14 protein-coding genes are annotated in these 23,311 nt (G+C 71.9%); 10 read left to right on the plus strand and 4 right to left on the minus strand.

Features of this window, described 5'->3' with window-relative positions:
• Positions 1-156 precede the first annotated feature (156 nt).
• Entirely contained in the window at positions 157-525 is a 369-nt protein-coding gene (locus K8640_RS38320) for a TIGR02266 family protein (RefSeq protein WP_223751622.1), read from the plus strand.
• A 58-nt stretch (positions 526-583) separates the two neighbouring features.
• Here K8640_RS38320 and K8640_RS38325 read toward each other — a convergent pair whose 3' ends face one another.
• The 4 genes from K8640_RS38325 to K8640_RS38340 all read right to left on the minus strand — a co-directional run bounded on the left by K8640_RS38325 (position 584) and on the right by K8640_RS38340 (position 4,505).
• A complete protein-coding gene (locus K8640_RS38325; RefSeq protein WP_223751623.1) occupies positions 584-985 on the minus strand; it encodes a GNAT family N-acetyltransferase in 402 nt (133 codons plus the stop codon).
• 200 nt (positions 986-1,185) lie between these two features.
• Complete coding sequence (locus tag K8640_RS38330; protein ID WP_141325735.1) at positions 1,186-2,244, minus strand: alpha-ketoacid dehydrogenase subunit beta; 1,059 nt, start codon at positions 2,242-2,244, stop codon at positions 1,186-1,188.
• A gap of 3 nt (positions 2,245-2,247) precedes the next feature.
• On the minus strand, positions 2,248-3,255 hold the full coding sequence (locus K8640_RS38335) for a thiamine pyrophosphate-dependent dehydrogenase E1 component subunit alpha (protein ID WP_141325736.1): 1,008 nt from the start codon (positions 3,253-3,255) through the stop codon (positions 2,248-2,250).
• 122 nt (positions 3,256-3,377) lie between these two features.
• Positions 3,378-4,505 (minus strand): metalloprotease, encoded by a 1,128-nt coding sequence (locus K8640_RS38340; protein ID WP_223751624.1) that lies wholly within the window; start codon positions 4,503-4,505, stop codon positions 3,378-3,380.
• A 244-nt stretch (positions 4,506-4,749) separates the two neighbouring features.
• Between K8640_RS38340 and K8640_RS38345 the strand changes: the two genes are divergently transcribed.
• The 9 genes from K8640_RS38345 (at position 4,750) to K8640_RS38385 (ending at position 23,266) form a co-directional block, all read left to right on the plus strand.
• On the plus strand, positions 4,750-6,540 hold the full coding sequence (locus K8640_RS38345) for a PP2C family protein-serine/threonine phosphatase (protein ID WP_223751625.1): 1,791 nt from the start codon (positions 4,750-4,752) through the stop codon (positions 6,538-6,540).
• 18 nt (positions 6,541-6,558) lie between these two features.
• The gene (locus tag K8640_RS38350) at positions 6,559-9,078 is read left to right on the plus strand and encodes a tetratricopeptide repeat protein (protein WP_223751626.1); all 2,520 of its coding nucleotides are present in this window, start codon (positions 6,559-6,561) and stop codon (positions 9,076-9,078) included.
• Positions 9,075-9,992, plus strand: a complete 918-nt coding sequence (locus K8640_RS38355; RefSeq protein ID WP_223751627.1) for a PhnD/SsuA/transferrin family substrate-binding protein — start codon at positions 9,075-9,077, stop codon at positions 9,990-9,992. Before K8640_RS38350 ends, K8640_RS38355 begins: the two co-directional genes overlap by 4 nt.
• A 222-nt stretch (positions 9,993-10,214) precedes the next feature.
• Positions 10,215-12,863, plus strand: a complete 2,649-nt coding sequence (locus K8640_RS38360) for a TonB-dependent receptor domain-containing protein (protein ID WP_223751628.1) — start codon at positions 10,215-10,217, stop codon at positions 12,861-12,863.
• 9 nt (positions 12,864-12,872) lie between these two features.
• Positions 12,873-13,742 carry a hypothetical protein gene (locus K8640_RS38365; protein ID WP_223751629.1) on the plus strand — a complete coding sequence of 290 codons (870 nt, stop codon included), beginning with the start codon at positions 12,873-12,875 and terminating at the stop codon, positions 13,740-13,742.
• Entirely contained in the window at positions 13,735-16,941 is a 3,207-nt protein-coding gene (locus tag K8640_RS38370; protein ID WP_223751630.1) for a serine/threonine-protein kinase, read from the plus strand. Before K8640_RS38365 ends, K8640_RS38370 begins: the two co-directional genes overlap by 8 nt.
• Positions 16,942-17,013: 72 nt before the next feature.
• Positions 17,014-19,338 (plus strand): lantibiotic dehydratase, encoded by a 2,325-nt coding sequence (locus K8640_RS38375; RefSeq protein WP_223751631.1) that lies wholly within the window; start codon positions 17,014-17,016, stop codon positions 19,336-19,338.
• On the plus strand, positions 19,335-20,969 hold the full coding sequence (locus K8640_RS38380; protein ID WP_223751632.1) for a hypothetical protein: 1,635 nt from the start codon (positions 19,335-19,337) through the stop codon (positions 20,967-20,969). The genes K8640_RS38375 and K8640_RS38380 overlap by 4 nt, the downstream gene beginning before the upstream one ends.
• Positions 20,966-23,266, plus strand: coding sequence for a lantibiotic dehydratase (locus K8640_RS38385; protein WP_223751633.1), 2,301 nt, complete (start codon positions 20,966-20,968; stop codon positions 23,264-23,266). Before K8640_RS38380 ends, K8640_RS38385 begins: the two co-directional genes overlap by 4 nt.
• Positions 23,267-23,311 lie beyond the last annotated feature (45 nt).

Consider the following 23,311-nt stretch of genomic DNA (forward strand, 5'->3'; position numbering starts at 1 on the left):
CCCATTCGTGGGGGCCCTCTTGAATCGAGCCTGGAAAGCAGCGGACACTTGCTGGATGACCGATGCCCAAGGGGTGGCTCGGCGCGTCAGTATCCCGTCGGTCCTCGGGAAGGCATTAGGTCGCCAGCGGCGGACGGCTGGGGGTAGCGGGTGCACATGACTAGCAAGGCGGCGGAAGCAGAGATGTCATCGGGAGACCCAGCCGCGTACGCGAACCGGCGCACGGACGAGCGCGTCGCCGCCAAGTTCGCGGTTCGCTTCACCCAGGCCGAGGACGCGGCCAGGGCGCTGCGCGTGTTCTCCATCAACGTGTCCGCGGGTGGCCTGTGCCTGCGTACGCGCAAGGCCTACGACGTGGGCGCCCAGGTGCGGCTGTCCATGGACATCGCGGGCGAGCAGTTCGACCTCACCGGCGTCATCGCGTGGGTGCGTGACGAGCAGGAGGCCATCGGCGTGCGCTTCACGGACGTGAGCGACGACGACCGCGTCCGGCTGCACAACGTGGTGGAGCGCATCAAGCGCTGACGTCACCGTGCGCCTCGGCCCCGGAAGAAGCCCGGGGCGCGAGGGACGGACAGCACCGTCAGCGGCTCTTCTCCGTCTCCAGGTGGCGGAACACGCCCGCGTCGACCTCGGAGAAGCCGCACGCCGTATAGAAGCTGCGCACCTCCGGCGTGGTCGTTATCGGCGAGACCAGCTGGAGCTGGCGCGCGCTGAGCACCTTGCAGCGCTCCAAAATCTGCTTGATGAGCGCGCGGCCCACGCCCCGGCGGCGCCACGACTCGGTCACCACCAGCTCGTCGATGGTGCCCACGCGCCCGCGCAGCCGCAGCTGCGGCCGGTGGGAGAAGGAGAGCATGCCCACGGGTTTGTCCTGCGGGTCTCCGGCCACGAAGATTTCAATCTCCGGATGGCTCACCACCCAGTGGACCGTCTGCTGGTCCGTTCCCTGGGGGTAGCCCAGCTCGCGAAGCAACAAGGCCATGGCCTCGGCGTCGCCGCGACGGGCTCGGCGGATGCGGAAGGCGGGGGCTTCTGCGCCCGCGGGGCTGACGGTCCGGACGATTGGCTGTGACAAGGCAGTTGGCAGTCTAACGAAAGGGCCGCCGCTCCTCCAAAGAGGAACGGCGGCCCGGGACTTTTCCCGTGGGCGGACAGCCCACACGGGGGCACTGGGTACGATGCCTAGGGCTGCTCGCCGGCGAGCGAGCGCAAGGCGTCGGTGATGTCGTTCTGCTGGGGCACGGAGGCCATCTCCAGCGTGTCGGCCAGGCCGATGCCGGGGATGAACTTGCCCGCCAGCAGCCGGGGAGGCGCGAGCAGGGAGTAGAAGAGCTCCTCCACCGTGCGTCGCACCAGGTGCTCGCCGAAGTTCGTCACCTCGGTGTCCTCGTTGACGAAGAGCACGCGGCCCGTCTTCTGGACGGAGGCCTTGATCATCTCCCAGTCGTAGGGCCACAGCGAGCGCAGGTCGATGACCTCCACGCTGATGCCCTCGTCGGCGAGCAGCGCGGCGGCGCGCGCGCACAGGGGCAGGGTGCGGCCGTAGCTGACCACCGTCACCTGCGAGCCCTCGCGCACCAGCTTCCCCTTGCCGATGGGGATGGCGAACGCCTCCAGCCCCTCGGGCCACGCGGGCTTCCACTGGCTGCGGTCACCCAGGGGCGCGTCGATGGCCTTGGACAGCGCGCGGTCATCGTCCGGCTCGCCGGGGATGCGCTCCTCGCCCTTGACGCGCAAGAGCGCCTTGGGCTCCAGGAACATGACCGGGTTCTGCTCCTTGCACGCGGAGATGAGCAGGCCGTACGCGTCCAGCGGCGTGGAGGGCATCACCACCTTCCACCCGGCGATGTGGGTCATCGTCGCGTCGAAGGAATGCGAGTGGTAGATGGACCCGCGGATGCCGCTGCCCACCGGCGTGCGCACCACCATGGGCAGGTTCCAGTCACCGTTGCTGGACCAGCAGGTGTTGCCCGCCAGCTTCAAGAGGTCGATGGTGTTGTAGACGTAGTCGCAGAACTGGATTTCGGCGACGGGGCGGCCGCCGCCCATCGCGATGCCCATGGCCGCGCCGATGATGCCGCGCTCGTCCAAAGGCGAGTTCCACGTCGTCTTCAGGCCCTGCGTGCAGGTGAAGACGCCGCCCAGCGGGGCGCCGACGTCCTCCCCGAAGATGTCCGTCACGCCCAGGTTCTCCTCGGCGTAGTGGAGGGCCATGCGAATGGCCTGTGCCATGTTGGCCATGGGTTACTTGTCCTCCGCGAAGATGTGCTTCCAGATGGTCTCGGGGCCCGGCAGCGGCTCGTCCCGGGCGATGCGGGCGGCGGCGGCCATGTCCTCGGTGTAGCGGTTGCGCAGCTCGTCCATCTGCTGGCGCGTCAGCACGCCGTCCTGCTCCAGGCGCGCCTCGAAGTTCTTCAGGCAGTCCACCTCTTCGGAGACGTAGTTGGCGCCGGACGCGGACGAGTGTCCGTACAGGCGCGACACGTTCGCCTCCAGGAGGAACGGCTTGCGCTCCTTGCGCACGTACTCCATGGCCTCCTTCAGCTCCTGGTAGGCCTCCACGGGGTCGTTGCCGTTGATGGTCTTCGAGCGGATGCCGAACGCCTTGCCGCGCTCGCTCACGCGGGGCTCGCCGTGCTGGCCTTCCGCCGACGTGGAGATGCCCCACTTGTTGTTGGTGACGATGATGAGGATGGGCAGCGGGTTGGCGGGACGGCTGCTCCACACCAGGCAGGAGGCGAAGTCACCCTCGGCCGTGCCGGCGTCGCCACCGGTGACGATGGTGATGCCGTCGCCGCCCACGCGCTTCTGCACCATGGCCGTGCCCGGCGCGATGGCGTACTGCACCTCGATGGGCGAGCTGACGGGGGCCACGTTGTACTTGCGCAGCGAGAAGTGGCCCGCGAAGTTGCGGCCGCCGGAGTACGGGTCCGACGCCGTGTTCTTCATCTGCCGGAGGGCGCCGATGGGCTCCTCGCCCAGCGCCAGCAGCGTGCCGGACTGACGGTAGTGGGCGTGGAGGTAGTCGTACTCGGGGCCCTGGCCCTTCTTCATCAGCAGGCCGAGCGGGACGTTGAACGCCTCCTCGCCGGGACCGCCAATCCAGAAGTACCCATGGCCCTGCTTGTACATCTGGATGAGGCGCTCCTCGAGGACGCGCGTTTTGACCATGAGGTCGTGGATGCGGACCAGCAGCTCCTTGTCCAGCTGGAGCGGCGCGGACGATTCTTTGATGAGTCGGGGTCGAGACACGCGCGGGCTTCCTCTATCTGGAGGGGACGCCCCTATAACCCGGATGCGCCCCCATTTCTCAAGCGAGAGATGCCGCGTCGGCTTCCCACCACCCGGCCGGGCCCGGTGGCGCGGCGCGGCAATCAGCCTCGCTCATCCGACTTAGGAGCCCGGCCACGTCGCAGGGCCGTGACGCGGTCCGTTAGCGTGGCGTGGCCCAGGACGTGGGCCCGCGCGTCGACGGCGGCCAGCGTCTCGTCGGAGACCAGCGGCGCCTGGGGGCCTGAGAGCAGCGACTCCAGCTCCGCGGTGCGTCCGGCCTCCAGCAGGGCGAGGGCCAGCGCGTGGGCCGCGCGTGGCGAGGGCTCGCGGGTGAAGGACTCCTGGAGGGGCCGCACCGCGAGGTCCGCCAGGCCGCTGTCGAGCAGGAGCTGGCCCACGCTGCCCGCGTCGTGGGGGACGTCCTCGTCGCTGGCCACCGTGCGCGGGGAGGCGCGCGCGTGCTCGGGGCCCGGCTCGGGTGTCTTGGCCGCGGCGGGCTTGCGTCCCAATAGCGCGTCGAGCGGGATGGCGCCCTCGGTCGAGCCTTCGCGCGCCAGGGGGCGGCGGGGTGGGGTGATGGGCTTCAGGCGTGCCTCGCGCTGGCGCTGGAGCAGCCTGCGCCCGTTGCTGAACCCCAGCATCAGGGCGAGCACGCCCATCCAGACGGTGCGCGTGACGATGGCGCCCACCACCAGCGCCACCGCGGTGAGGACGCCGAGGACCTGGAGCCCCCGCTCGTGTCGATAGCCGGCGCGGTGGCGCACGAGCGAGGCGACGAAGTCCCCGCCATCCAGGGGGCGCACCGGCAGCAGGTTGAAGAGCCCCCAGCCCGCGTTCGCCCACAGGAGCTGTTGGAGCAGCGCCCCGCCCAGGCCCGGCTGCCCTCCCGGCGAGGCGAGGTCCGAGGCCCACCACGCCAGCCCGCCCACCAGGAGGCTCGCGGCGGGCCCGGCGAGGCTCACCCACGCGGACTGGCGGTGCGTGAGCCGGTCCGAGCCCCGGGTGGTGCCGCCCAGCTCATGGAGGGTGATGCTCGCCGGGGAGCCGAAGCGGCGCAGGGCCCAGGCGTGGGCCAGCTCGTGGAGGAGCACGGACACGAAGACCACCGGCAGCCACATCGCCAGACGGCCTGGCTCCGCGGCGAAGTCCCAGCCCGTCGCCAGCGCGGTGAGGAAGAAGAGCGGCTGGAGATGAACGGGCGTTCGCGCCACGTGGAAGAGCGGCTTCATGCTCCCGCGAGCCTAACCGGGCCCGCGCGCGGACGCCGGGTGAAGGGCCTCGCCCGACACTCACCGGACGTGAAGTGTCCTCGCTGAACAGGATGCGGGCCACACCCGTCAAGGCACGTCGCGCCGCGCGGTGGCGGAGACGTGTCGTGGGGGGCAGGACCTCGCGAAGCAGGAGAAGTGCGCTAGAGTCGCGACTCTTTTTCGCTCCCGCCGCGCCTCGGGCGTGGCCCTTCCGGGTGTGTCCTTGTCCAGCACGAACACGCGTCTGAACCCCGCGCCGGAGTCCGGTACGTCCCCTGGCACGTCTGCGGGAGCCGCCCCACCACCGGCCGAGAGGACAGGCACCCGGGAGCTGACGGGCTCTCGCGAGTCCACCGCCACCCGCCTGACCTCCAACGTGGGGCTGCCCCACGCCGAGCAGACGGGCACGCTCATCGCGCCGCTGGAGGCGGGGGAGCTGCCCAACGTCGCCGCCATCCGCGGGCCCCGGCTGGACCAGATCCTCCTGCTCACCACCACGGCGCTCGTCGTGGTCATCGTGGGCCTGCTGGCGGCGCTGTCGGTGGCCTCCACCCAGTCCCAGTTCGAGGAGACCGCGCGCCGCTCCACCGAGCGCATCCAGGAGCAGGCCCGCGAGCTGGGGCGCACGGTGGGGCAGACGCTGGCGCTCACCTCCGTCACCAACCTGCGCGACAACAACTACGCCTTCCTGGAGGGCGTGGCCGGCTCCATCGTCACCACCAACCCCAACATCCTCCGCGTCCAGATTCTCGACCCGGAGGGCGTGGTGATGGCGGACAGCGAGCCGAAGGCCGCGGGCGCGGCCGAGTCCGATGTGCCCACCGGCCGCGTCGCCGAGCAGCGCCTGGTGCAGGCCTTCTACCGCGACCAGCCGGTGTACGAGATTCAAGAGCCCATCGACTACGGCTCCAGCAGCGGCAAGGGGCTGGTGGTCATCAGCTACTCGCTGCGCGCGCTCCAGGTGCAGTTGGAGGAACTGGAGCGGGACAAGCGCGAGACGGTGCGCGCGAACACGGTGCGCATGCTGGGCCTGGGGCTGGGGTTCGTGGTGCTCGCGGGCGTGGTGGCCGCGTTCCAGAGCCGTCGCATCACCCGCCCGCTGGGCATGCTCACGAACAAGGTGATGCAGCTGGCCGCCGGTGATTTGGGCGCGCGCACGCAGGCGGCGCGGGGCGCGGGGCGCGAGGTGCGCACGCTGGGCGTGGTGTTCAACCACATGGCCGAGCGCATCAAGGTGCTGCTCGACGACGTGCGCGCCAAGGCGCAGCTGGAGCGCGAGGTGTCGCTGGCGCGCACCGTCCAGGAGACGCTCCTGCCCGGCCGCGACGCGGTGCAGGTGGGCGCGCTGCGCATCGCGGGCCTCGTCGTCACCGCGGACGCGTGCGGCGGCGACTGGTGGTTCCGCGCGGCGCTGGACGAGCAGCGCGTGGTCATCGGCATCGGCGACGTGACGGGCCACGGCCTGTCCACCTCGCTGGTCGCCACCAGCGCCACCAGCGGCTTCGCCTCCGCGATGACGCTGCGCGAGCCCTCGGAGGTCAACGCGCGGATGCTCATCACCGCGCTCAACGTGACGCTGGCCAACGTGGGCCGCGGCGAGCACCAGATGTCCAGCGCCCTGGCCGTCATCGACGTGTCCACCGGCGTCATCGACTACGCGGCCGGCGCGCACCCCAGCCCCCTCGTCTTCAACCGCCACAGCGGTCAGGTGGCCTCGCTGCCCGCGCGCGGTCCGCTGCTGGGCGCGTCCGTGACGTCGCAGTTCACCTCGCGCGACGGCCAGCTTCGCCCCGGCGACATCGTCGTCTGGTACACCGACGGCCTCACCGAGGCGCGCGACGGCGGAGGGCGCATGTACGGCACCCAGCGCCTGGCCGCCGCGGTGCAGGCCAATGCCCACCTGTCCGCGGAGGCGCTGCGTGAAGCGCTGCTCGCGGACGCCCGTGCCCACAGCGCGGGACAGCCGCAGCGCGACGACATCACCGTCGTCGTCGCCGAGTTCAGCCCCGCCTGACCCCTGGACGACTCCCGCATGCGCCGCACACCCCACACCCCCAAGCGACGTCTCGTCCCCGCGCTCGCGCTCCTGGCCTCGCTGGCCAGTCCTCCCGTCCTGGCGCAGTACCGCGCGCCCCCCATGTCCGAGTCGCAGCGGCTGGTGAAGGAGGGCGAGCAGGCCCAGGTCTCCGCCAGCGCCGCGAGCGCCTCCGGTGACAAGAAGGAGGCCGAGGAGAAGTACAGGAAGGCCCTGGGCCTCTTCGAGAAGGCCCTGGCCGCCGAGCCCACCTCCATCACCGCCGCCGCGGGCGTGGGCTCCGCCGCCAACGCGCTGCAGGATTGGGCGCGCACCGTGGAGCGCGTGTCCGCCGTGCACACGGCGAACCCGTCCGAACTGACGCTCGCGTATCCGCTGGGCGTGGCCCTCTTCAAGCTGCGCCGCTTCCCGGAGGCGGTGCCGATGCTGGAGAAGGTGGCCCAGGCCGACCAGGCCGAGCACCTCATCGTCCACTACTACCTGGCCAGCTACTACCTCTACGCCCAGCAGGGCGACGCGGCGGTGACGCGGCTGCAGCGCTACCTGTCGCTGCGCCCCGCGAAGCTGTCCGGCAACGACTTCCAGATCCACGAGCTGCTCGGCCGCGCGCACGTGCTGCGCAGGGACACCGTGGCCGCTCGTGCGTCCTTCACTCAGGCCCAGGCCGGGCGGCCCGAGTCGCCCACGGTGCAGTTGGGGCTCGCGAGCGTGCTGGAGCTGGAGGGCAAGGGGGTGGAGGCGCGCACGCTGCTGGAGGGCGTGGCCACGCGCTTCCCGCAGGTCGCCGAGCCGAGGGAGAAGCTCGCGCGGCTGTACCTGTCCGCCGGTGATTTGACGCGCGCCGAGTCGGAGGCGGTGGCGGTGGTGAAGCTGGGCGCGACGCCCGCGGCCTACCTGCTGCTCGGTGACGTGCGGCTCGCGCGCAAGCAGGCCCCGGCCGCCGAGGAGGCCTACCGCAAGGTGCTGGAGCTGCAGCCGGGCCTGGTGCTGGGACAGATGGCGGTGGGCAAGGCGCTGCAGGCGCAGGGTCGTCACGAGGAGGCCATCCAGTTCCTGGAGGCCGCGGTGCGCTCGGGCGCGAGCAGCGTGGACCTGTGGGCCTCGCTCGGCTCCGTCAACCGCCGCGCCGGCCGCTTCCAGCGCGCGGTGGAGGTGCACCGCCGCGTGGTGGAGATGGCGCCCCGGCAGGCCCTGGGATGGATGCTGCTGGGCGCGGACCACTTCGCCACCGGCCAGTGGGACCAGGCCATCGAGGACTACGGCAACGCGCTCCAGGTGGAGCCCCAGCACGCGGGCGCGAAGCAGTGGCTGGCGCGCGCGCTGGCCCATCGCGCGAGAGATCGCAGCGGTGGAGGCCGGGCGGACGACGCGGTGCGGGATTTGCGCCGCGCGTTCGACCTGGACCGCAGCGCGGTCATGGCCCGCCGGCTGACGGCGGCGCTGTTGGAGACGCGCACGTACGCGGATGCGCGCAAGGTGATGGAGCAGGGCGCCACGCTGCCCGGCGCGACGTGGAGGGACCAGCTCCTGTTGGGCTATGCGCGGCTGGGCGCGGGTGACGCGCAGGCGGCGCTGGAGGCGTTCAACCTCGCCGGCAAGCAGACGGAGGAGCCCGACCAGCAGGCCGAGGCGTCCGTGGGCGCCGCGCTGGCGGAGGTCGAGCTGGGGCAGGTGGACGCCGCCGTGCAGCGGCTCACCGAGGTGGGCCCGTCGCGAGATGCCGCGAGCGTGGCCCAGGCCAACCTGCCGCGCGTGCTGGTGCGTCGCGCGCTCGCCCGGCTGGAGGCGGGAGATGCGGAGGGCGCGGACCGCGACCTCGACGCGGTGGACAAGCTGGGCACCGGCAAGCGGGGAGACCTCGCGAAGCTGGCCCTCTTCGCCCGGGGCCTGACGCGCGCGGAGGCCGGTCGTCACGCCGAGGCCGCCGCCGCGCTGAAGAAGGCGCTCACCCCCGCGCAGCCCTGGGCCTGGCCCAACACGCGCGCGCTGGCGGACGCCTTCGTGCTCTACAAGAAGGGGCAGGTGGCCGCCGCCCGCAAGCAGCTCACCGCCGCGGCCAAGAAGCCCATGCCGGGGCAGCCCAAGTGGATTGCGTCCATGACGGGCGCGCTCCACCGGCGCGAGGCCTCGCTGGCCTACGCCTCCGGCAACATGAAGCTCGCCGAGAAGGCCCTCAAGGCCGCGCTCGCCACCGAGCCCGAGGACGCGCTCGTCCAGCACAACCTGGCCTGCGTCGACTGGCGCAAGGGCAAGACGTCCGACGCGCTGAGCACCTGGCGGCGGCTGGAGTCGACCGTGTCCGTGGCCTCGCTCAACCTGGGCATCGACGCCCAGGAGCGTCGCCGTGAGCCGGCCGAGGCCGTGGACGCCTGGCGCCGCTACCTCGCCTCCGGCACCGGGCCTCGCATGGCCCAGGTGCGCGAGTGGAAGGACCGACTGCAGAGCCTGCACGGCCTCGCCGAGCCCGCGGGCAGCGTCCCGTCCAACGGCCCCGCCGTGGTGGAGGAGACCCCATGAAGACGCCTCGTTTCCCGTGGGCCATCCTCGCGCTGGCCTTCCTCGTCGCATCCCCCGCCGTCGCCGCGGCCCCCAAGAAGGCCACCGTGGGCGTCTTCCTCGCCACCACCTTGAGTGATGGTCAGGAGCGCTTCCAGTACGCGGAGGCCCTGGCCGCCAAGCTCACCGAGGTCCTGGACCGCCCCGTCGCCGCCAAGAGCTTCGGCCGCTACGAGGACTTCGCGCGCGCCATGGCGGACGGCCTGGTCGACTTCGCCGTGGTGGAGGGCTGGGCCGCCGTGCAGCTGGGCTCGCGCGCCACGCCCCTGGCCTGGGCCTCGCGCCCGGGGGAGTCCCAGCAGCGCTGGGCCATCGTCTCCACCCACAAGGGCGCGGTGAAGGACCTCGCCGGCAAGCGCCTGGCCCTGGTGAAGGGCGCCGGCCCCGCCGACCCCAAGTTCGTCACCCACGCGGTGCTCGGCGGCGACTTGGACGCACAGCGCCATTTCAAGCTGTCCCCCGTGCCCAACGTGGAGTCCGCGCTGAAGATGCTCGAGGCCAAGGGCGCGGAGGCCGCGCTCGTCCCCGTGTCCCACGTCCCCAAGGACAAGGAGCTGCGGGTGCTCTTCCGCAGCGCCCGGCTCCCCGGCGCCGTGCTGGTGGACCTGCGCAACCACAAGGAGGCCCTGGAGCAGGCCCTGCCCACCGTGGGCGCCGTGGCGCCGTTCGAGCCCTTCGCGCGCATCCAGGGCAAGGACTTCGAGGACTTCCGACGTCTCGTCACCCAGGGCCCCCCGCGCCGCCAGCCCGTCTTCGCCGACGTGGCGGACACGCGCGTGGACGCCGAGGTCTTCGTCCGCGCCGAGGCGCTGGGGCCCTCGCTGCCGTCCTTCACCAGCGACCTCGCCGTCTCCGCCGAGCAGCCCGACGACTGATTTCACGCAACCTTGGACGCTACAGCCCGAAACACTCTTGAGTTTCCAGGGAATGAGAATCACCGGCTTGGCCCGGCGGGGTCTCTGGGGTAGCTTGTTTTTCGACGGCGCGAGCGTGCAGGTGAGCGAATTCGTCCAACAGACCGATTGCCCTGGCGCCGCGCCCGCCAACCGGGGCGTACAGGACCGCGGGGGCTCCTCCCATCCGCGGATGAGAGAACGATGCACTCGATTGTGTGTGGTGATCCGCTGCCAGGCGCGGTGCGTGCTCACGTGAAGCGCCGGGGCCTTCGCGCCTTCTTCACGGTGTCGGCCGTCCTCTGCGCGCTGGCCGTGGCCCACCCGACGGTGGCCCAGGCGCAGCAGAGCGACGCGGCCTCCGAGTCGCAGCCCAAGGTGAAGCGCAAGAAGCGCGTGGCGAACGGGACGAAGCCCGCCGCCACGACGACGAAGACGCCCGCCACCAAGCCTCCGCGCGCGACGGCGAAGAAGCCGCCCAAGACGCGCAAGCCTCCTCGTGGCACCGAGGCCGCGCCCGCCGACGCGGAGATCCCCGTGCTGGGCGGTGGCCTGGAGGACGAGCCCACCCCGACGACGGAGTCCGTGACGGCCGAGCCCCCCGTGCCCGTCGCCCCGGCGCCCACGGTGGAGTCGCATCCCCCCGCGCCGCTGCCCACGGCTCCCGTGGCGAGCCCGGGCGCCCAGCCCGGTCCCAGCATCTCGGATCCGCTCACCTCGTCGCCCGCCTCCACGCCGGGCCACGGCGCCGTGCTGCCCGCGACGAAGACGCCGCCTTCCGCGCCCGTCGCCACCGACAACGTCCCCATCAGCGCGCCCTTCGCCGAGCCCACCATGGACCGGGCCATGCCGCCCCCGTCGGGCCTGGCCGGGTTGGATCCCCTGGGCGGCGCCGACCCGCTGGAGGAGTCCGTCAACCGCGTGCTCAGCGAGGCGGTGGTGACCACGGCCGGCAAGCGCAACCAGCGCATCGCGGACGTGCCGCTGACGGTGTCGTGGATTCCCGCCGAGGAACTCGAGGGCACCGGCCAGTTCACGCTGTGCGAGGCCATCCAGTACTTCCCCGGCATGGAGTGCCGCCGGGGCTCCATGCGCAAGGCGGCGGTGAGCGCGCGCGGCCTGGGCTCCAACTACCTGTCCAACCGCCTGCTGCTCCTGAAGGACGGCCGCCCGCTGACGGACCCGTGGACGGGCCAGTTCTACGCGGACGAGACGACGCCCCTGGTCAACCTGAAGCAGGTGGAGGTCATCCGGGGCCCGGGCTCCTCGCTGTACGGCTCCAACGCCTTCAGCGGCGTCATCAACATCATCGAGCGGCAGCCCGCGGACCTCATCGCCCCGGGACGCAGCGTGGGCGCGGAGGCGCGCGTGCTCGCCGGCCAGGACCAGACGTGGCGGCTGCACGGCAACGTGGCCGGGCGCGGTGGCCCGGTGGAGGCGCTGCTCGGCTACTACGGCTTCGGCTCGGACGGCCCGCAGCTCTTCAATGATCCGGCCACGGGCCTGGTGGACCGCAACCAGGACTCGATGGTGCACCAGGTCAACGGCAAGGTGCGCGTGGGCCCGCTGGCGCTGGACGCGGACTTCACCGACGCGACCATCGGCCGTCCGGGCGGCTCGCACACCGGGATTTCGACGGTGGGCAACTGCGGCCGCTGCCACTACACGCCGAACGACGAGGAGTCCGTCCAGAACCTCAACGCCTCCGCGCAGGTGGACCAGCAGGTGACGGACAGCCTGCGCCTGTTCGGTCAGGTGTACGGCTTCTTCAAGCGCCGCGACGTGGTGATGGAGAACGCCTTCGGTGGCGACCCCACGCGCGCGCTGGGCAAGCGCCGGCGGCTGGGCGGCGAGGCGCGCGCCTTGTACTCGGCGGGCCCGGTGTCCGTGACGTTCGGCGGCGACGTGAAGTTCGACCAGGTCAACGTGCCCAACGTGCTGCCCGAGCTCACGATGGACGACACGAAGCAGACCATCATCGGCGGCTTCGTGGACGCGGAGTACCGCCCGCTGGAGCGCGTGGTGCTCAGCGCGGGCGCCCGCTATGACCGCTACCAGATTCCCGAGCGCGTCTGGCGCGAGCGCACGGACCAGATCTCACCGCGCGCCAGCGTCGTCTTCCACGCGGTGCCGGAGCTGCTCACGCTGCGCACCAACTACGGCCGCGCCTTCCGCGCGCCCACGCTGGCGGAGCTCGCCATCAACCAGCAGATGTACGCCTCCACGCTGGTGGGCAACGCGGGCCTGCGGGCGGAGACGCTGGATACCTTCGAGGCCTCGGTGGACTTCTGGCCCTTCGACCGGCGGGTGCGCCTGACGGGGACGGGCTTCTACAACGTGGCCAAGAACTTCATCAATCAGCAGCTCGTGTTCGGCTCGGTGTCACAGTTCCGGAACATGGGTGACGCGCGCATCGCCGGCGCGGAGCTGGAGGCGGCCGCGCAGATTCCGTCCATCAACTCGTCCTTCGACGTGGCCTACCAGTTCCTCGACGCCAAGAACGTGCCCTTCGACGGCGGGGCCCGCACGCCGCTGGACTACGCGCCCACCCACCGCATCTACGCGCGCGGCCGCACCAACATCGGCAAGGTGGCCTTCGTGGAGCTCTACGCCCTCTTCGTGGGCTCGCGCTTCGACCCGGGCTTCCAGGTGGACGAGGCCACGGGCCTGCCCAGCTCCCGCGTGGAGCTGCCCAGCTACCTCACCGCCAGCGCGCGGGTGGGCTTCAACGTCTACGACGGCATCTCCGTGTCGTTCCTGGGCTCCAACCTCTTCAACGCCGCCTACGAGGAGTCTCACGGCTTCCCCGTCGCGCCCCAGTCCTTCTTCAGTGAAGTCAAGGTACGCTACTAGGCACCTCGTTTGAGTACCGCACCCCACCTGGAGGCCAGTGGCCTCCTGCTGATTGCAGATGCTTCCCTGCCCGCGGCCGCGCTCGAGCAGGTGGTGCCTCTGCTGACGCAGGGTGGGGTGGGGGCCTCCGCGGAGACGTCCCCGTCGACGGGCTCGCGCGGCCTCCTGCTGTTCGACGGGGTGCTCAAGCCCGAGCACGCGCAGTGGCTGCGGCGCGAGCCTCCGGCGTTGCTGCTGGCCACGCGCGAGCGCGACGGCGGCCCGTCCATGTGGGAGGCGCTCCTGGTGGGCGCGGTCCTCAAGCCGTCCGGGACATTGCTGCCCGAGCGCGCGGAGGTGACGCGCCATCCGCTGCGCCGCGTGGCGGACATCCACGAGGCGGCCACGGCGGCCGCGGCGGCGGTGGGCGCGGCCGAGGGCAGCCGGGTGGCCGCGGGGCTGGTGGCGGACGTGGTGCATGAGATCTCCGCCAACGCGCTGCTGGATGCGCCGGTGGACGCCAAGGGCGAGCCCCGCTACGCGCACCGCCGCACCGAGGTGCGCGAGGTGGCGCCGGAGGACGCCTGCGAGCTGGTGTTCGCGGTGGAGGACGGCCGGATGTGGCTGGAGGTGGCGGACCGCTTCGGCGGGCTGCGGCCGGGGCCGTTCGCCCGGGCGCTGGACGGGTGGGGCCAGAAGGTGAAGGTGGATGCGTCCGGGGGCGGAGCGGGCCTCGGGTTGCGCCGCATCCTCGAGCATTGCGACACGGTGGCCGCGCGGGTGTGCGTCGGCCGCGAGTCTCGCGTCGTGTGCGTGGTGGACCTGGGAGACGCGCGCCGCCGCGCGACCCAGCCCAAGTCACTGCTTTTCTGTTCGCATGAGGTCAGGGCCGGTGGATAGCCAGGGTTCCAACGCCATCATCAGCCGGCTCCGTGTGGGTACCATCACCCACGTCCGGATCGCCGGCGTCATCGACGAGACCTTCCCCCTGACGTCGACCAGCCCGGAGCTCAGCGGGCTTCTCGTCGTCGACCTGGGGAGGGTGGAGCGCATCAGCTCCTTCGGCGTGCGTCGGTGGATCGAGTTCGCCGCCAAGCTGCCCCCGGGCGCGCTGGGGCTCTACGTCGTCCACGCTCCGCCCGTCGTGGTGGACCAGCTCAACATGGTGGAGGGCTTCGCGGGAGTCGCCCGCGTGCTCTCCATGCTGGCGCCGTACACGTGCCGCACCTGCAACGAAGACCGGATGCGGGTGGTGAACCTGGTCGACGAGGCGCAGGTCATCGCCGAGGAGCGCGCGCCCGAGCACGCCTGCCCCGTCTGCTCCAACCCGCTGGAGTTCGCGGACCTGCCGGGCGAGTTCTTCGACTACGCGCGCCGCCAGCAGTTCGGCACCGTGGACCCGGTGGTGATGCGCTACCTGCGCGCCAGCATGCCGAAGGAGCAGCCGGACCTTCCGCAGCACCTGAAGATCGTCCAGGACGACATCACCTTCATCTCGCTGGCGAGCACCCTCAAGGGCGACCTCAACGTGCGCCGGCTCGCCTCGGGCCTGGAGGGGCGCGTCGCGTTCGACTTCAGCCACGTGAGCAAGGTGGAGCCGGAGGCCTTGCCCAAGCTGGAGCAGGTGCTGGACACCGCCGCGCAGGGCGCGCAGGTGGTGCTCTGCCGGCTGCCTCCGCCGGCGCTGGCCGTGCTGGCGCGCTCGGCCAAGCTGCTGCCCGCGAAGCTCGCCACGCTGTGGCTGCCGTGTGAGTGCCGCAGCTGCGGACAGGTGAGCCACCAGCGCATCCAGGCCAGCGCGTACCTGGCGCAGCTGCGCACGCAGCAGACGGGCCTGTCCAACGAGTGCCCCATCTGCGGCGGCGCCGCGCAGGTGCCGCACATGCCCCAGCTGCAGGGGTTCCTGGCGCGGATGCAGCTGACGGACCGGCCGCTCGAGGACATCGAGGTGCTGGAGCCGCGCGCGCTCAGCCAGTACCTGTTCGGGTCCACCAACATCGACCCGCAGGCGAACAAGGGCTCGCCCACCGACATCTCCAACTCGCTGGGCAGCACCAAGCTGAACGTCATCCGCCGGCTGGGGCAGGGCGGCATGGCGGAGGTCTTCCTCGCCAAGCAGGTCGGCGTGAAGGGCTTCGAGAAGTTCGTGGTGATGAAGAAGATCCTCCCGCAGTTCGCGCAGAACCCCGAGTTCGTGGACATGCTCTTCGCGGAGGCGCGCGCCAACGCGCGGCTGACGCATCCCAACGTCGTGCAGACCTTCGACGTGGGCGTGTCCGACGGGGTGGCGTACATCCTGATGGAGTACGTGCGCGGGCCGGACCTGAAGCGGCTGGTGAACGAGCTGCGCCGCAAGGGGCTGGCGCTGCCCCTGGAGCACGCGCTGCGAATCGTGGCGGAGGTGGCCGCGGGCCTGCACTACGCGCACGCGTACGTGGACCCGGCGGGCATTCCGCACCCGGTGGTGCACCGCGACGTCAGCCCACACAACGTGCTCATCTCGCTGGACGGCGCCATCAAGCTCAGCGACTTCGGCATCGCCAAGGTGGCGGGCGAGGAGCACACGCAGGCGGGCGTGCTGAAGGGGAAGATTTCGTACATCTCCCCGGAGGCCGCGTCCGGGCGCACGCTGGACGCGCGCAACGACGTGTTCGCGCTGGGCGTGGTGCTCTTCGAGCTGCTCACCGGACAGCTGCCGTTCCGCAGGGACCACGACGCGGCCACGCTCAACGCCATCGTGCGCGAGCCGGCGCCGGTGCCCTCGCAGCTGCGGCCCAACATCCCGCAGGACGTCTCCGACCTCATCCTCCGCGCGCTGGTGAAGGACCCGGCGCGCCGCACGGCGTCCGCCGCGGCGATGCGCGAGGAGATTGAAGCGGTGATGGCGCACCACCGCCTGAACTCGTCCCCGGCGGCGGTGGCGCAGTTCTTCAAGGACACGCTCGGGGACCGGCTGGTGGAGTACGCGCCTTCGTCCGCGACGGGGACGGGCAGCCATCCGCGCCCGGTTCCCTCCGGGAGCGGCACGGGCAGCGGCGACATGGCCGCGCCGGTGGACGGCAAGACGCCGAGGCCGGGGACGGGCAGTGGCCCGAAGCCGACGGCCTCCACCAGTGGGAGCATCCCCCGCGTGCCGGGGACGGGCAGCGGCAACGTGTCCGCGCCCCCCGTACCCGGGACTCCGCCGCGTCCGTCTCCCATGGCCGCGCCGCCTCCGCGTCCCGCGCCGGTCGCCGCGCGTCCCGCGACGCCGCCTCCCGTGGCGCCCGTGCGTCCTCCTCCGCCTCCCGTCGCGCCCGAGCTGCCGATGCTCCCGGACCTGGACGCGGGGGACAGGACGGAGGTGGTGGTGCTCCAGCCGGGGGTAACTCCTCCCGCGGCGCCTCCGCGTCCCGTGGCGCCCGCGCCCAGGCCCTCGCAGCCGGGACACACCGCGGTGCCCACGCCGCAGCGTCCGTCGTCCGTGGGGATTCCCGCGGCGAACGTGGCGCCCAGGCCGGCTCCTTCGCCCCGTCCCTCCACGACGGCGCATCCGGTCCCGGTCGCGCCTCCCCGCGTCGAGCCCGAGGTCGAGGCCGATGGGGAGGAGCCCTCGAATGCCTCCACGTGGAAGTGGGCGGCCATCGGTGGTGGAGCGCTCCTGGTCATCGCGGTGGTGGCGCTGGTGATGCTGCGCGGCTCCGGCTCCGTGTTCGTGAACCTGTCGGAGGGAGAGCACGTGTTCGTCGGCGGTGTGCGGGTGGAGCCCGGCACGAAGACGCTCGCGGTGCCGTCCACCGGCTCGCTGCTCATCTCCACGGCGGTGGGCGGAAAGCTGCGCCGTTTCGGCACGACGACGCAGCGCGAGGACATCGACGTGCGCACGCTGGCAGACGCCACGCCGCAGTCCGGGACGCGTGGGGCGCTGAGCGTGGCGACCAGCTCGCCGGGGTGTGAGGTGAAGGTGGATGGCGCGGTGCTGCCCCACCGCACGCCGGTGACGAAGTCCTCCATCGAGGCGGGCAGGGAGCTGGAGGTGGTGGTGAACTGCGCGGGGAGCGAGAGCACGCGGTGGGTGCTCGCGGTGCCTGGGCAGGAGATTGTCGTGACGGCTCGCTAAAGTCGCAGTGGCTGGCCTCGGGACGGGGCGCCTCTTGTGGGGCGTCCCTCGAGGTTGAAGGGCATGTGATCCATGAAGGGCTGGACCCTCTTCCCCCACCTCGTCGTTCGCGCGACAGGCTTCCCGTTCGACTGGCTGGAGCGGCTGGGGTGTCCGGAGTCGGCGCGGTGGGCGCGCGCGCTCGAGGCGGAGCGGCGCGCCTTGGACGCGCTGCGTGCCCAGGGCCCGCGCGTGCACCGTCCCCCCCGGGAGCTGCTCTCCGCGCTCAAGGCGGGCCGCCCCGTCGATACAGAGGGGCTGGAGGCCCCCGAGCGCTTCGCGGAGTGGAACACCCGCGCCCGCGCGGCGCAGGAGGCGGAGGCCGCCCTCGCGTCGGCGCTGGAGCGTGAGCTGCCGGCGGTGGAGACGCAGATGGAGGCGCTGTGCCAGGAGCCGCGCTTCCTGGAGGCGGTGGCCAGCTCCAGTCCTCCCGTGGCCAGGGACCTGCTCGCCAAGCGCGAGGGCTCGCGGCTGCGCAGGCAGGTGGCGAGCTACCTCCAGCGGCTGTGCGCGAAGAACGAGACGATGGGCTTCTTCGGCCCCATCAACTACGGCCGGGTGGATGCTCAGGCGCCCACGGGCGTGACGCTGCGCTGGTCCGGGCCCGAGACGCTGGTGGGGCGCAACACCTTCGCGGCGTCGTGGCTGGTGCAGGGGCTGGTGCGCGCGATCGCCTTCGACCCGGACATCGCCTCGTGGCTGGTGCCGCGACGCAAGGCCTTCGCGGAGATGCCCGCGCGCAAGGCGGGGCCGACGCCGGAGAGCGCGGAGGAGCTGCTGCCGCGAATCGTGGAGCTGGCGGATGGGACGCGCACGCTGGCGGCGCTCGCGTCCTCGCTCGGCGTGGCGCCCGGCATGGCGCGCGAGGCGCTGCGGCTCGGCTGTGACAAGGCGCTGCTCACGCATCAGCTCGAGGTCCCGTCCGCCGTGCATCACCCGGTGGACGACCTGGCCCAGCGGGTCGCCGCGCTGCCGGGCGCGGGCGCGCGTCGTCACGTCGAGGGGCTGAGCACGCTGCTGGAGCTGATGGGGCGCTACGGGGCGGCCGACGCGAGCGGGAAGATGGCGCTCCAGGACGCCTTCGCGCGCAGGGCGAAGGAGCTGTGGGGCGTGGCGCCACCGACGGAGCGCGGCCCCGCGTCCGAGTCCCACAACTTCTACCAGGACCGTCTCCCGCTGCGGGAGGAGTGCGGCGGAGACCTGCGGCTGGAGGTCGGCGGTGATCGCGCGCGGGAGCTGGGCGCGCGCCTGGAGCCGGCGCTGGCGTGGATGGCGGAGGCGGCGTGGCGCACGCGTGACGCGGCCCGTGAGGCGGTGGCCCGCAAGGTGGGCTCGCGCACGGTGCCCTTCTGGAAGGTGGCGGCCGCCGCCGCGGACCTGCCCGTGCCGCTGGACACGACGGTGGCGGAGCTGCTCGCGAAGTCCATTCCCGACGCGGCCGCCCGGTCCGTCGAGCTGGGCGCGGTGGAGCGCCCCTCGTGGGACGCTGGGAGGACCCTGCCACTCGTCACCTCCGTGGACCTGCTGGTGGGCGCCACGGACGTGGAGGCGTGGGGCCGGGGCGAGTACACGCTGGTGATGGGAGACATCCACGACACCGCGCTCGTGTGGGGCTGGGCGCTCCAATTCCATCCGTCGCGCGCGAAGGTGGAGAGCGAGATGGTGCGCGCGCTCGGGGCGCTGTCTCGCTCCGTGCCGTTGGTGACGGTGTTGCCGTCGCGGCGCACGGGGTTGTTGCCCTCCGAGTTCCCGGGGCCGGTGGTGGAACTGGGCGGCGTGAGCTCCCATGCCTCCGCGTGGCGAATCCCCCTGGATGACCTGTTCGTCGAGAGCGATGGCAAGAGCGCGCGGCTGGTGTCGAAGCGGCTGGGCTCCGAGCTCTGCCTCTACAACGGCGAGCTGGAGAGCGCGGTGCACACGGCGTTCTCGCTGCCTCGCATCCGCCCCTTGAAGGTGTCCCTGGGAGAGCACACGCCCCGAGTGACGCTCGGTGGCGTGGTGGTGCAGCGCGAGCAGTGGAAGCTGGACGCGGCGGCGTGTGGGGCGCTGCTGGCGTGCAAGGACGACCGCGCGAGGCTGCGTGTCGCCGCGGGCCTGTGGGACGCGCGGGGGCTTCCTCCGTGTGTCTTCGCGAAGTTCAAGGGCGAGCGCAAACCGGTGCTGGTGGATGTGCGCAGTCCGCCGCTGCTGCGCGTCTTCCTCAACCTGCTGGAGCAGAAGGAGGAGGTCCTCCTCTCGGAGATGCTGCCCGGGCCGGACCAGCTCTGGCTGCGAGGGCCCTCGGGCCGCCACACGGTGGAGCTGCGCTGCACGCTGATGTCGGGGTCTCCCTCCGTCTCGCGGGAGGAGGAGCGATGAAGTGGCTGGTGCTGCCTCCACACCGGGACGTGACGCTCGTGCCCGAGGTCCCGGAGGGGTGGCACCTGTTGGACCTGGCGAGGGACTTCACCCGTCGGGTCTTCTCCGCCGGGTCCGTGGAAGCGGAGTGTCTGACGCGCGAGTCGTCGCCTCCGTCGGCCCAGACGATGCGCGAGCTGCTCCTGCTGCGAGCCGCGCAGGGCCTGCGTGAACGAGGCGCTCTGTCGGAGCTGCGCGCGCTGGGCGCGGTGCTGACGGCCATCTCCGGCTCGCCGCACGGTGTGCACCTGCGGCTCGATGACGTGGAGCTGGAGTCTGGGACGACGGAGCGGAGCGCGGACGTGCAGCGCGTGTCGGGGATGCCCTCGCCGTTCTCGGATGACGTGGCGGCGGTGCTCGCTCGGTTCGAGGATGCGCGGTGCGTTCGTCTGTGGCTGGAGCGAGACCTCCAGCTCCCGGCCGCCGTGCCTCTGGCGCAGGCGTGCCCCGCGCACGTGGCCCTGGAGGTCGCGGGGCCCTTTGCCTCGACGCATCGCAAGGTGCTGGCGCGGATGCCCGCCTTCCGGCGCGCCACGTTCCCGGAGCAGGTCCCCGCGTTGCGTTGGCGTGTGCGCCCGCTGTCCGGCGATACGAGCGTCGAGGACCTCGTGTGGATCTCCGATGGGCTCGGGCTGGAGGTCCTGGCTCCGTCTCCGTGGGGTGATGACCAGGACTGGGCGGTGATGGAGCCCGACAGCGCGAGGCCGGAGTCCGGACCCGAGCAGGGTTGGCTCGGTCGGTGCTCGTTGGACGACGTGCGCGCGTACACAGGGGGCGCGCGGTGGGCGGGGAATGTCTCGCTCGGCTCGCTCCTGGCCGCGGACGCGCTCGTGGAGAGCGGCTGTCACACGGTGGTGGTGGGGTTCTGCGGCCTCGCGAGCGGTCGCGTGGTCGACCCCGACCACGGCTTCATCCCTGTGGAGCTCCTGGTCCAGGGCTACCAACGACTGAAGGCCGCGGGCGTGCGCGTCGTCGCGGAGTGGTGGGTCGGCGCGCCGGGTGTGGACGAGGCGGCGCTGGACGCCACGCTGGCCGCGCTGGAGGGCTCACGCTTCTTCGACCACCTCGCCGGCGTGCGCCCGTTCCATGCGTCGGTGGAGCGCATCGCGCGGGTCCGCAACCCGGCGCGCTGGTGGGGACAGCCCGGAGACGCTCCGGCGGACCGCGATCTGTCGCGCAGTCGCCCCGTCGAGAGGCCAGGCACGATTCCCAGTGCGCGTCTGCCCGGGGTCCTCACGTCGCTGGCGAGCCGGCTGATGACTCTGGCTCCGCTCAGTCCAGGCCGTGTCGCGGCGGCCTTCCTGCTCGCACCGCCAGGCATCAAGGGCGCCACGCACGTCCGTCTGGACGTGGACTGCGCGGTGGTGCACCTGCCCGCCACGCTCGAAGGGGCGCCGAAGCCTTCCTGGTACGCGGCGAACCTGCGCACGGGTGGGGTGGTCGCGATGGATGCGCGCCTCGCGCCGGTGCTGGCCCGATTGACCGAGGCCACCGACGTGGCGAGCGCGTTGCCCCAGGTGCCGGAAGCGCAGCGCGCGAAGCTGGTGGAGATGTTGGTGACGAAGTCCATCCTGGAGAGGACGCACGGATGAGCGGACGCTGGACCTTGGGCGAGGTGTTCGTGCTCCGTCATGCCGGCTTCCCCTTCGACTGGCTGGAGTCGCTCGGGTTCTCCACCGCGCTGGTGGACGACGCGAACCGATGGCTCGCGGACGAGCAGGCGCTCATGGATGCGCTGAGCGCGGAAGGCAGCCCCGTCAAAGCCCCCGTCCTCCGGGCGTTGCTCGAGAACGACACGGCGCCGCGTTGGGCGCCCGCGGGCTCGGAGCGCCTCGCCGCGCTGTCGCGCCTGCGCGCCGGGTACAAGTCCCTCCAGGAGCGCCATGCCCAGGAGCGCTCGGAGCTGCGCTCGAGGCTGCGCGAGCGCGCGGCGGAGCCCTCCATCCAGGAGGCGGTGTTCCTCTCCAGCCCCGCGATGTTCGACAACGTCTGGGCGCGCTACCTGCGCGGCGGTGAGCGCAGGGACACGTCCGACGGGCGCCGGGTGGAGCGACAGGTCTACACGTACCTCCAGCGCTTCTGCGCCAAGAACGAGACCACGAGCTTCTTCGGTCCCATCTCCTACGGCGAGCGCACGGACGAAGACGGGTTCGACGTGCGCACCGTCGCGAGCGGTGACACGAGCCGACGCACGTTCTTCTCCTTCTGGGCGGTGACGGAGCTGGCGCGCGCGGTGGGCCGTGAGCGCACGCTGCGGCCCCATCTCCCGCTGCGCCTCAACCCGCTCTTCACGGTGTCCCCCGGCCGCGCCGCCTGCGAGGTGTTGAAGCTGGAGGTGCCGCTCTCCGAGAGCGCCGAACGCCTGCTGTCCGTGCTCCGCGAGCATCCGACCCCCGCCGCCGCCGCGAAGGTGCTGGGCATCGCGGTGGAGGACGCCGAGCGCGCCGCGCTACCCCTGGTGAAGGGGGCGCTGCTGCTCTGGGGACTGCCGTTCCGCCCCAACGACTTCGCGACCTTCGAGAGCGTGCGGGACGCCGTCGCCGCGCTGCCCGAACTGGAGGCGCGCTCGCGTTGGTTGGAGCGCCTGGACACGCTGTCGCGACTGAAGGCCGAGTTCCAGGTCGCGGACCTGACCCGCCGCAAGGTGCTGCTCCTCGAGCTGGAGGCGTGCTTCACGGAGGCCACCGGCAAGCCAGCCCGACGCGGTGACGGTCAAGTGTACGCGGACCGGCTCATCCTCTACGAGGAGGCCAGCTCTCCGTTCCGTCTGCGCTTCGGCCGCCGCTTCACCGAGGAGCTCGAATCCGCGCTGAGCGGCCCGCTCGAGCTCTCGGCCGCCTATGGCGAGCGCGTCCAGCAGGGCTTCCGCGAGCAGGTGCGCGAGGCGCTCGGCACGGACGAGCGTCCGGTGGACCTGCTCGACTACGCGGTGCGCTTGCGCCCGGACCAGGTGACGGGCAGCCGCTTCTCGCCGGTGCCCCCGGTGTTGCTGGACGAGTCGCCCGAGCGCGCGCGCACATTGCCCGTGGACTTCCTCGGCACGTCCACGCCGGGAGGCCGCTATGCGCTGCCGGATGTCTGCCTCGCCGCGAAGGGTGACGGCGCGGGCTTCGAGGTGATGCTCGCGCGAGTGCATCACCACCTGCTCCTGCGAAGTTGGCTGAGCGCGTTCTTCCCGTCGAAGGAGCGCTATGCGGCGGTGGCCTCGCGCTGGTTGGAGTCGGACCCGTCCGCGCGCGGACTCGTGGGCCTGTCCATCCGCCGTCGCAACAAGGGCTTCTATGTCTTCCCGGGCCGGCGGCTCGTCTACTCGGTGTCGGACGTGCTGGACGTCGAGGACGGCGCGCTCACGCCGGGCGACGTGAAGGTCCTGCCCACGTCCAATGGCCCCGTGCTTGTGGACGGGAAGGGTGAGCGGCTGCACCTGTACCTGCCGCTGGATGACTTCTCTTCCTACCCGCCCTTCGCCGCGCTGGCGCATCCCCAGGTGCTCCATGCGCCGCTGCGCACGCGGGGACAACACCTGCCTCGGCTGAGCATCGGCGGCGCGGTGTACCAGCGCGAGCGCTGGGAGTTGTCCTCCGAGCACCTCGCGCGTCCCTCGGGCTTCGAGCTGTTCCTCGCCGTGCAGCGTGAGCGCCAGGCGCGCGGCTGGCCTCGCTTCGTGTTCATGCGCAGCACGAAGGAGCGCAAGCCCTACCTCATCGACACCGCGAGCCCCTTCGCGTTGGACCTGCTCTCGCACCTGGCCCGCGAGGCCGAGCGGCTCTCCGTGGAGGAGATGTACCCGGCCCCCGAGCAGCTCTGGCTCCGGGACGAGCGGGGCCGCTACACCTGTGAGCTGCGCATGCAGTTCACCCGCTGGAGCGAAGGCGCCTCGCCGCTTTGACATCCGAGCCGCGTCCGCGAACAGAATGCGCCCGAGGTTCAGCGC

Origin of the sequence: Myxococcus sp. XM-1-1-1, from assembly GCF_020037095.1 — a bacterium.
Lineage (GTDB): Bacteria > Myxococcota > Myxococcia > Myxococcales > Myxococcaceae > Myxococcus > Myxococcus fulvus.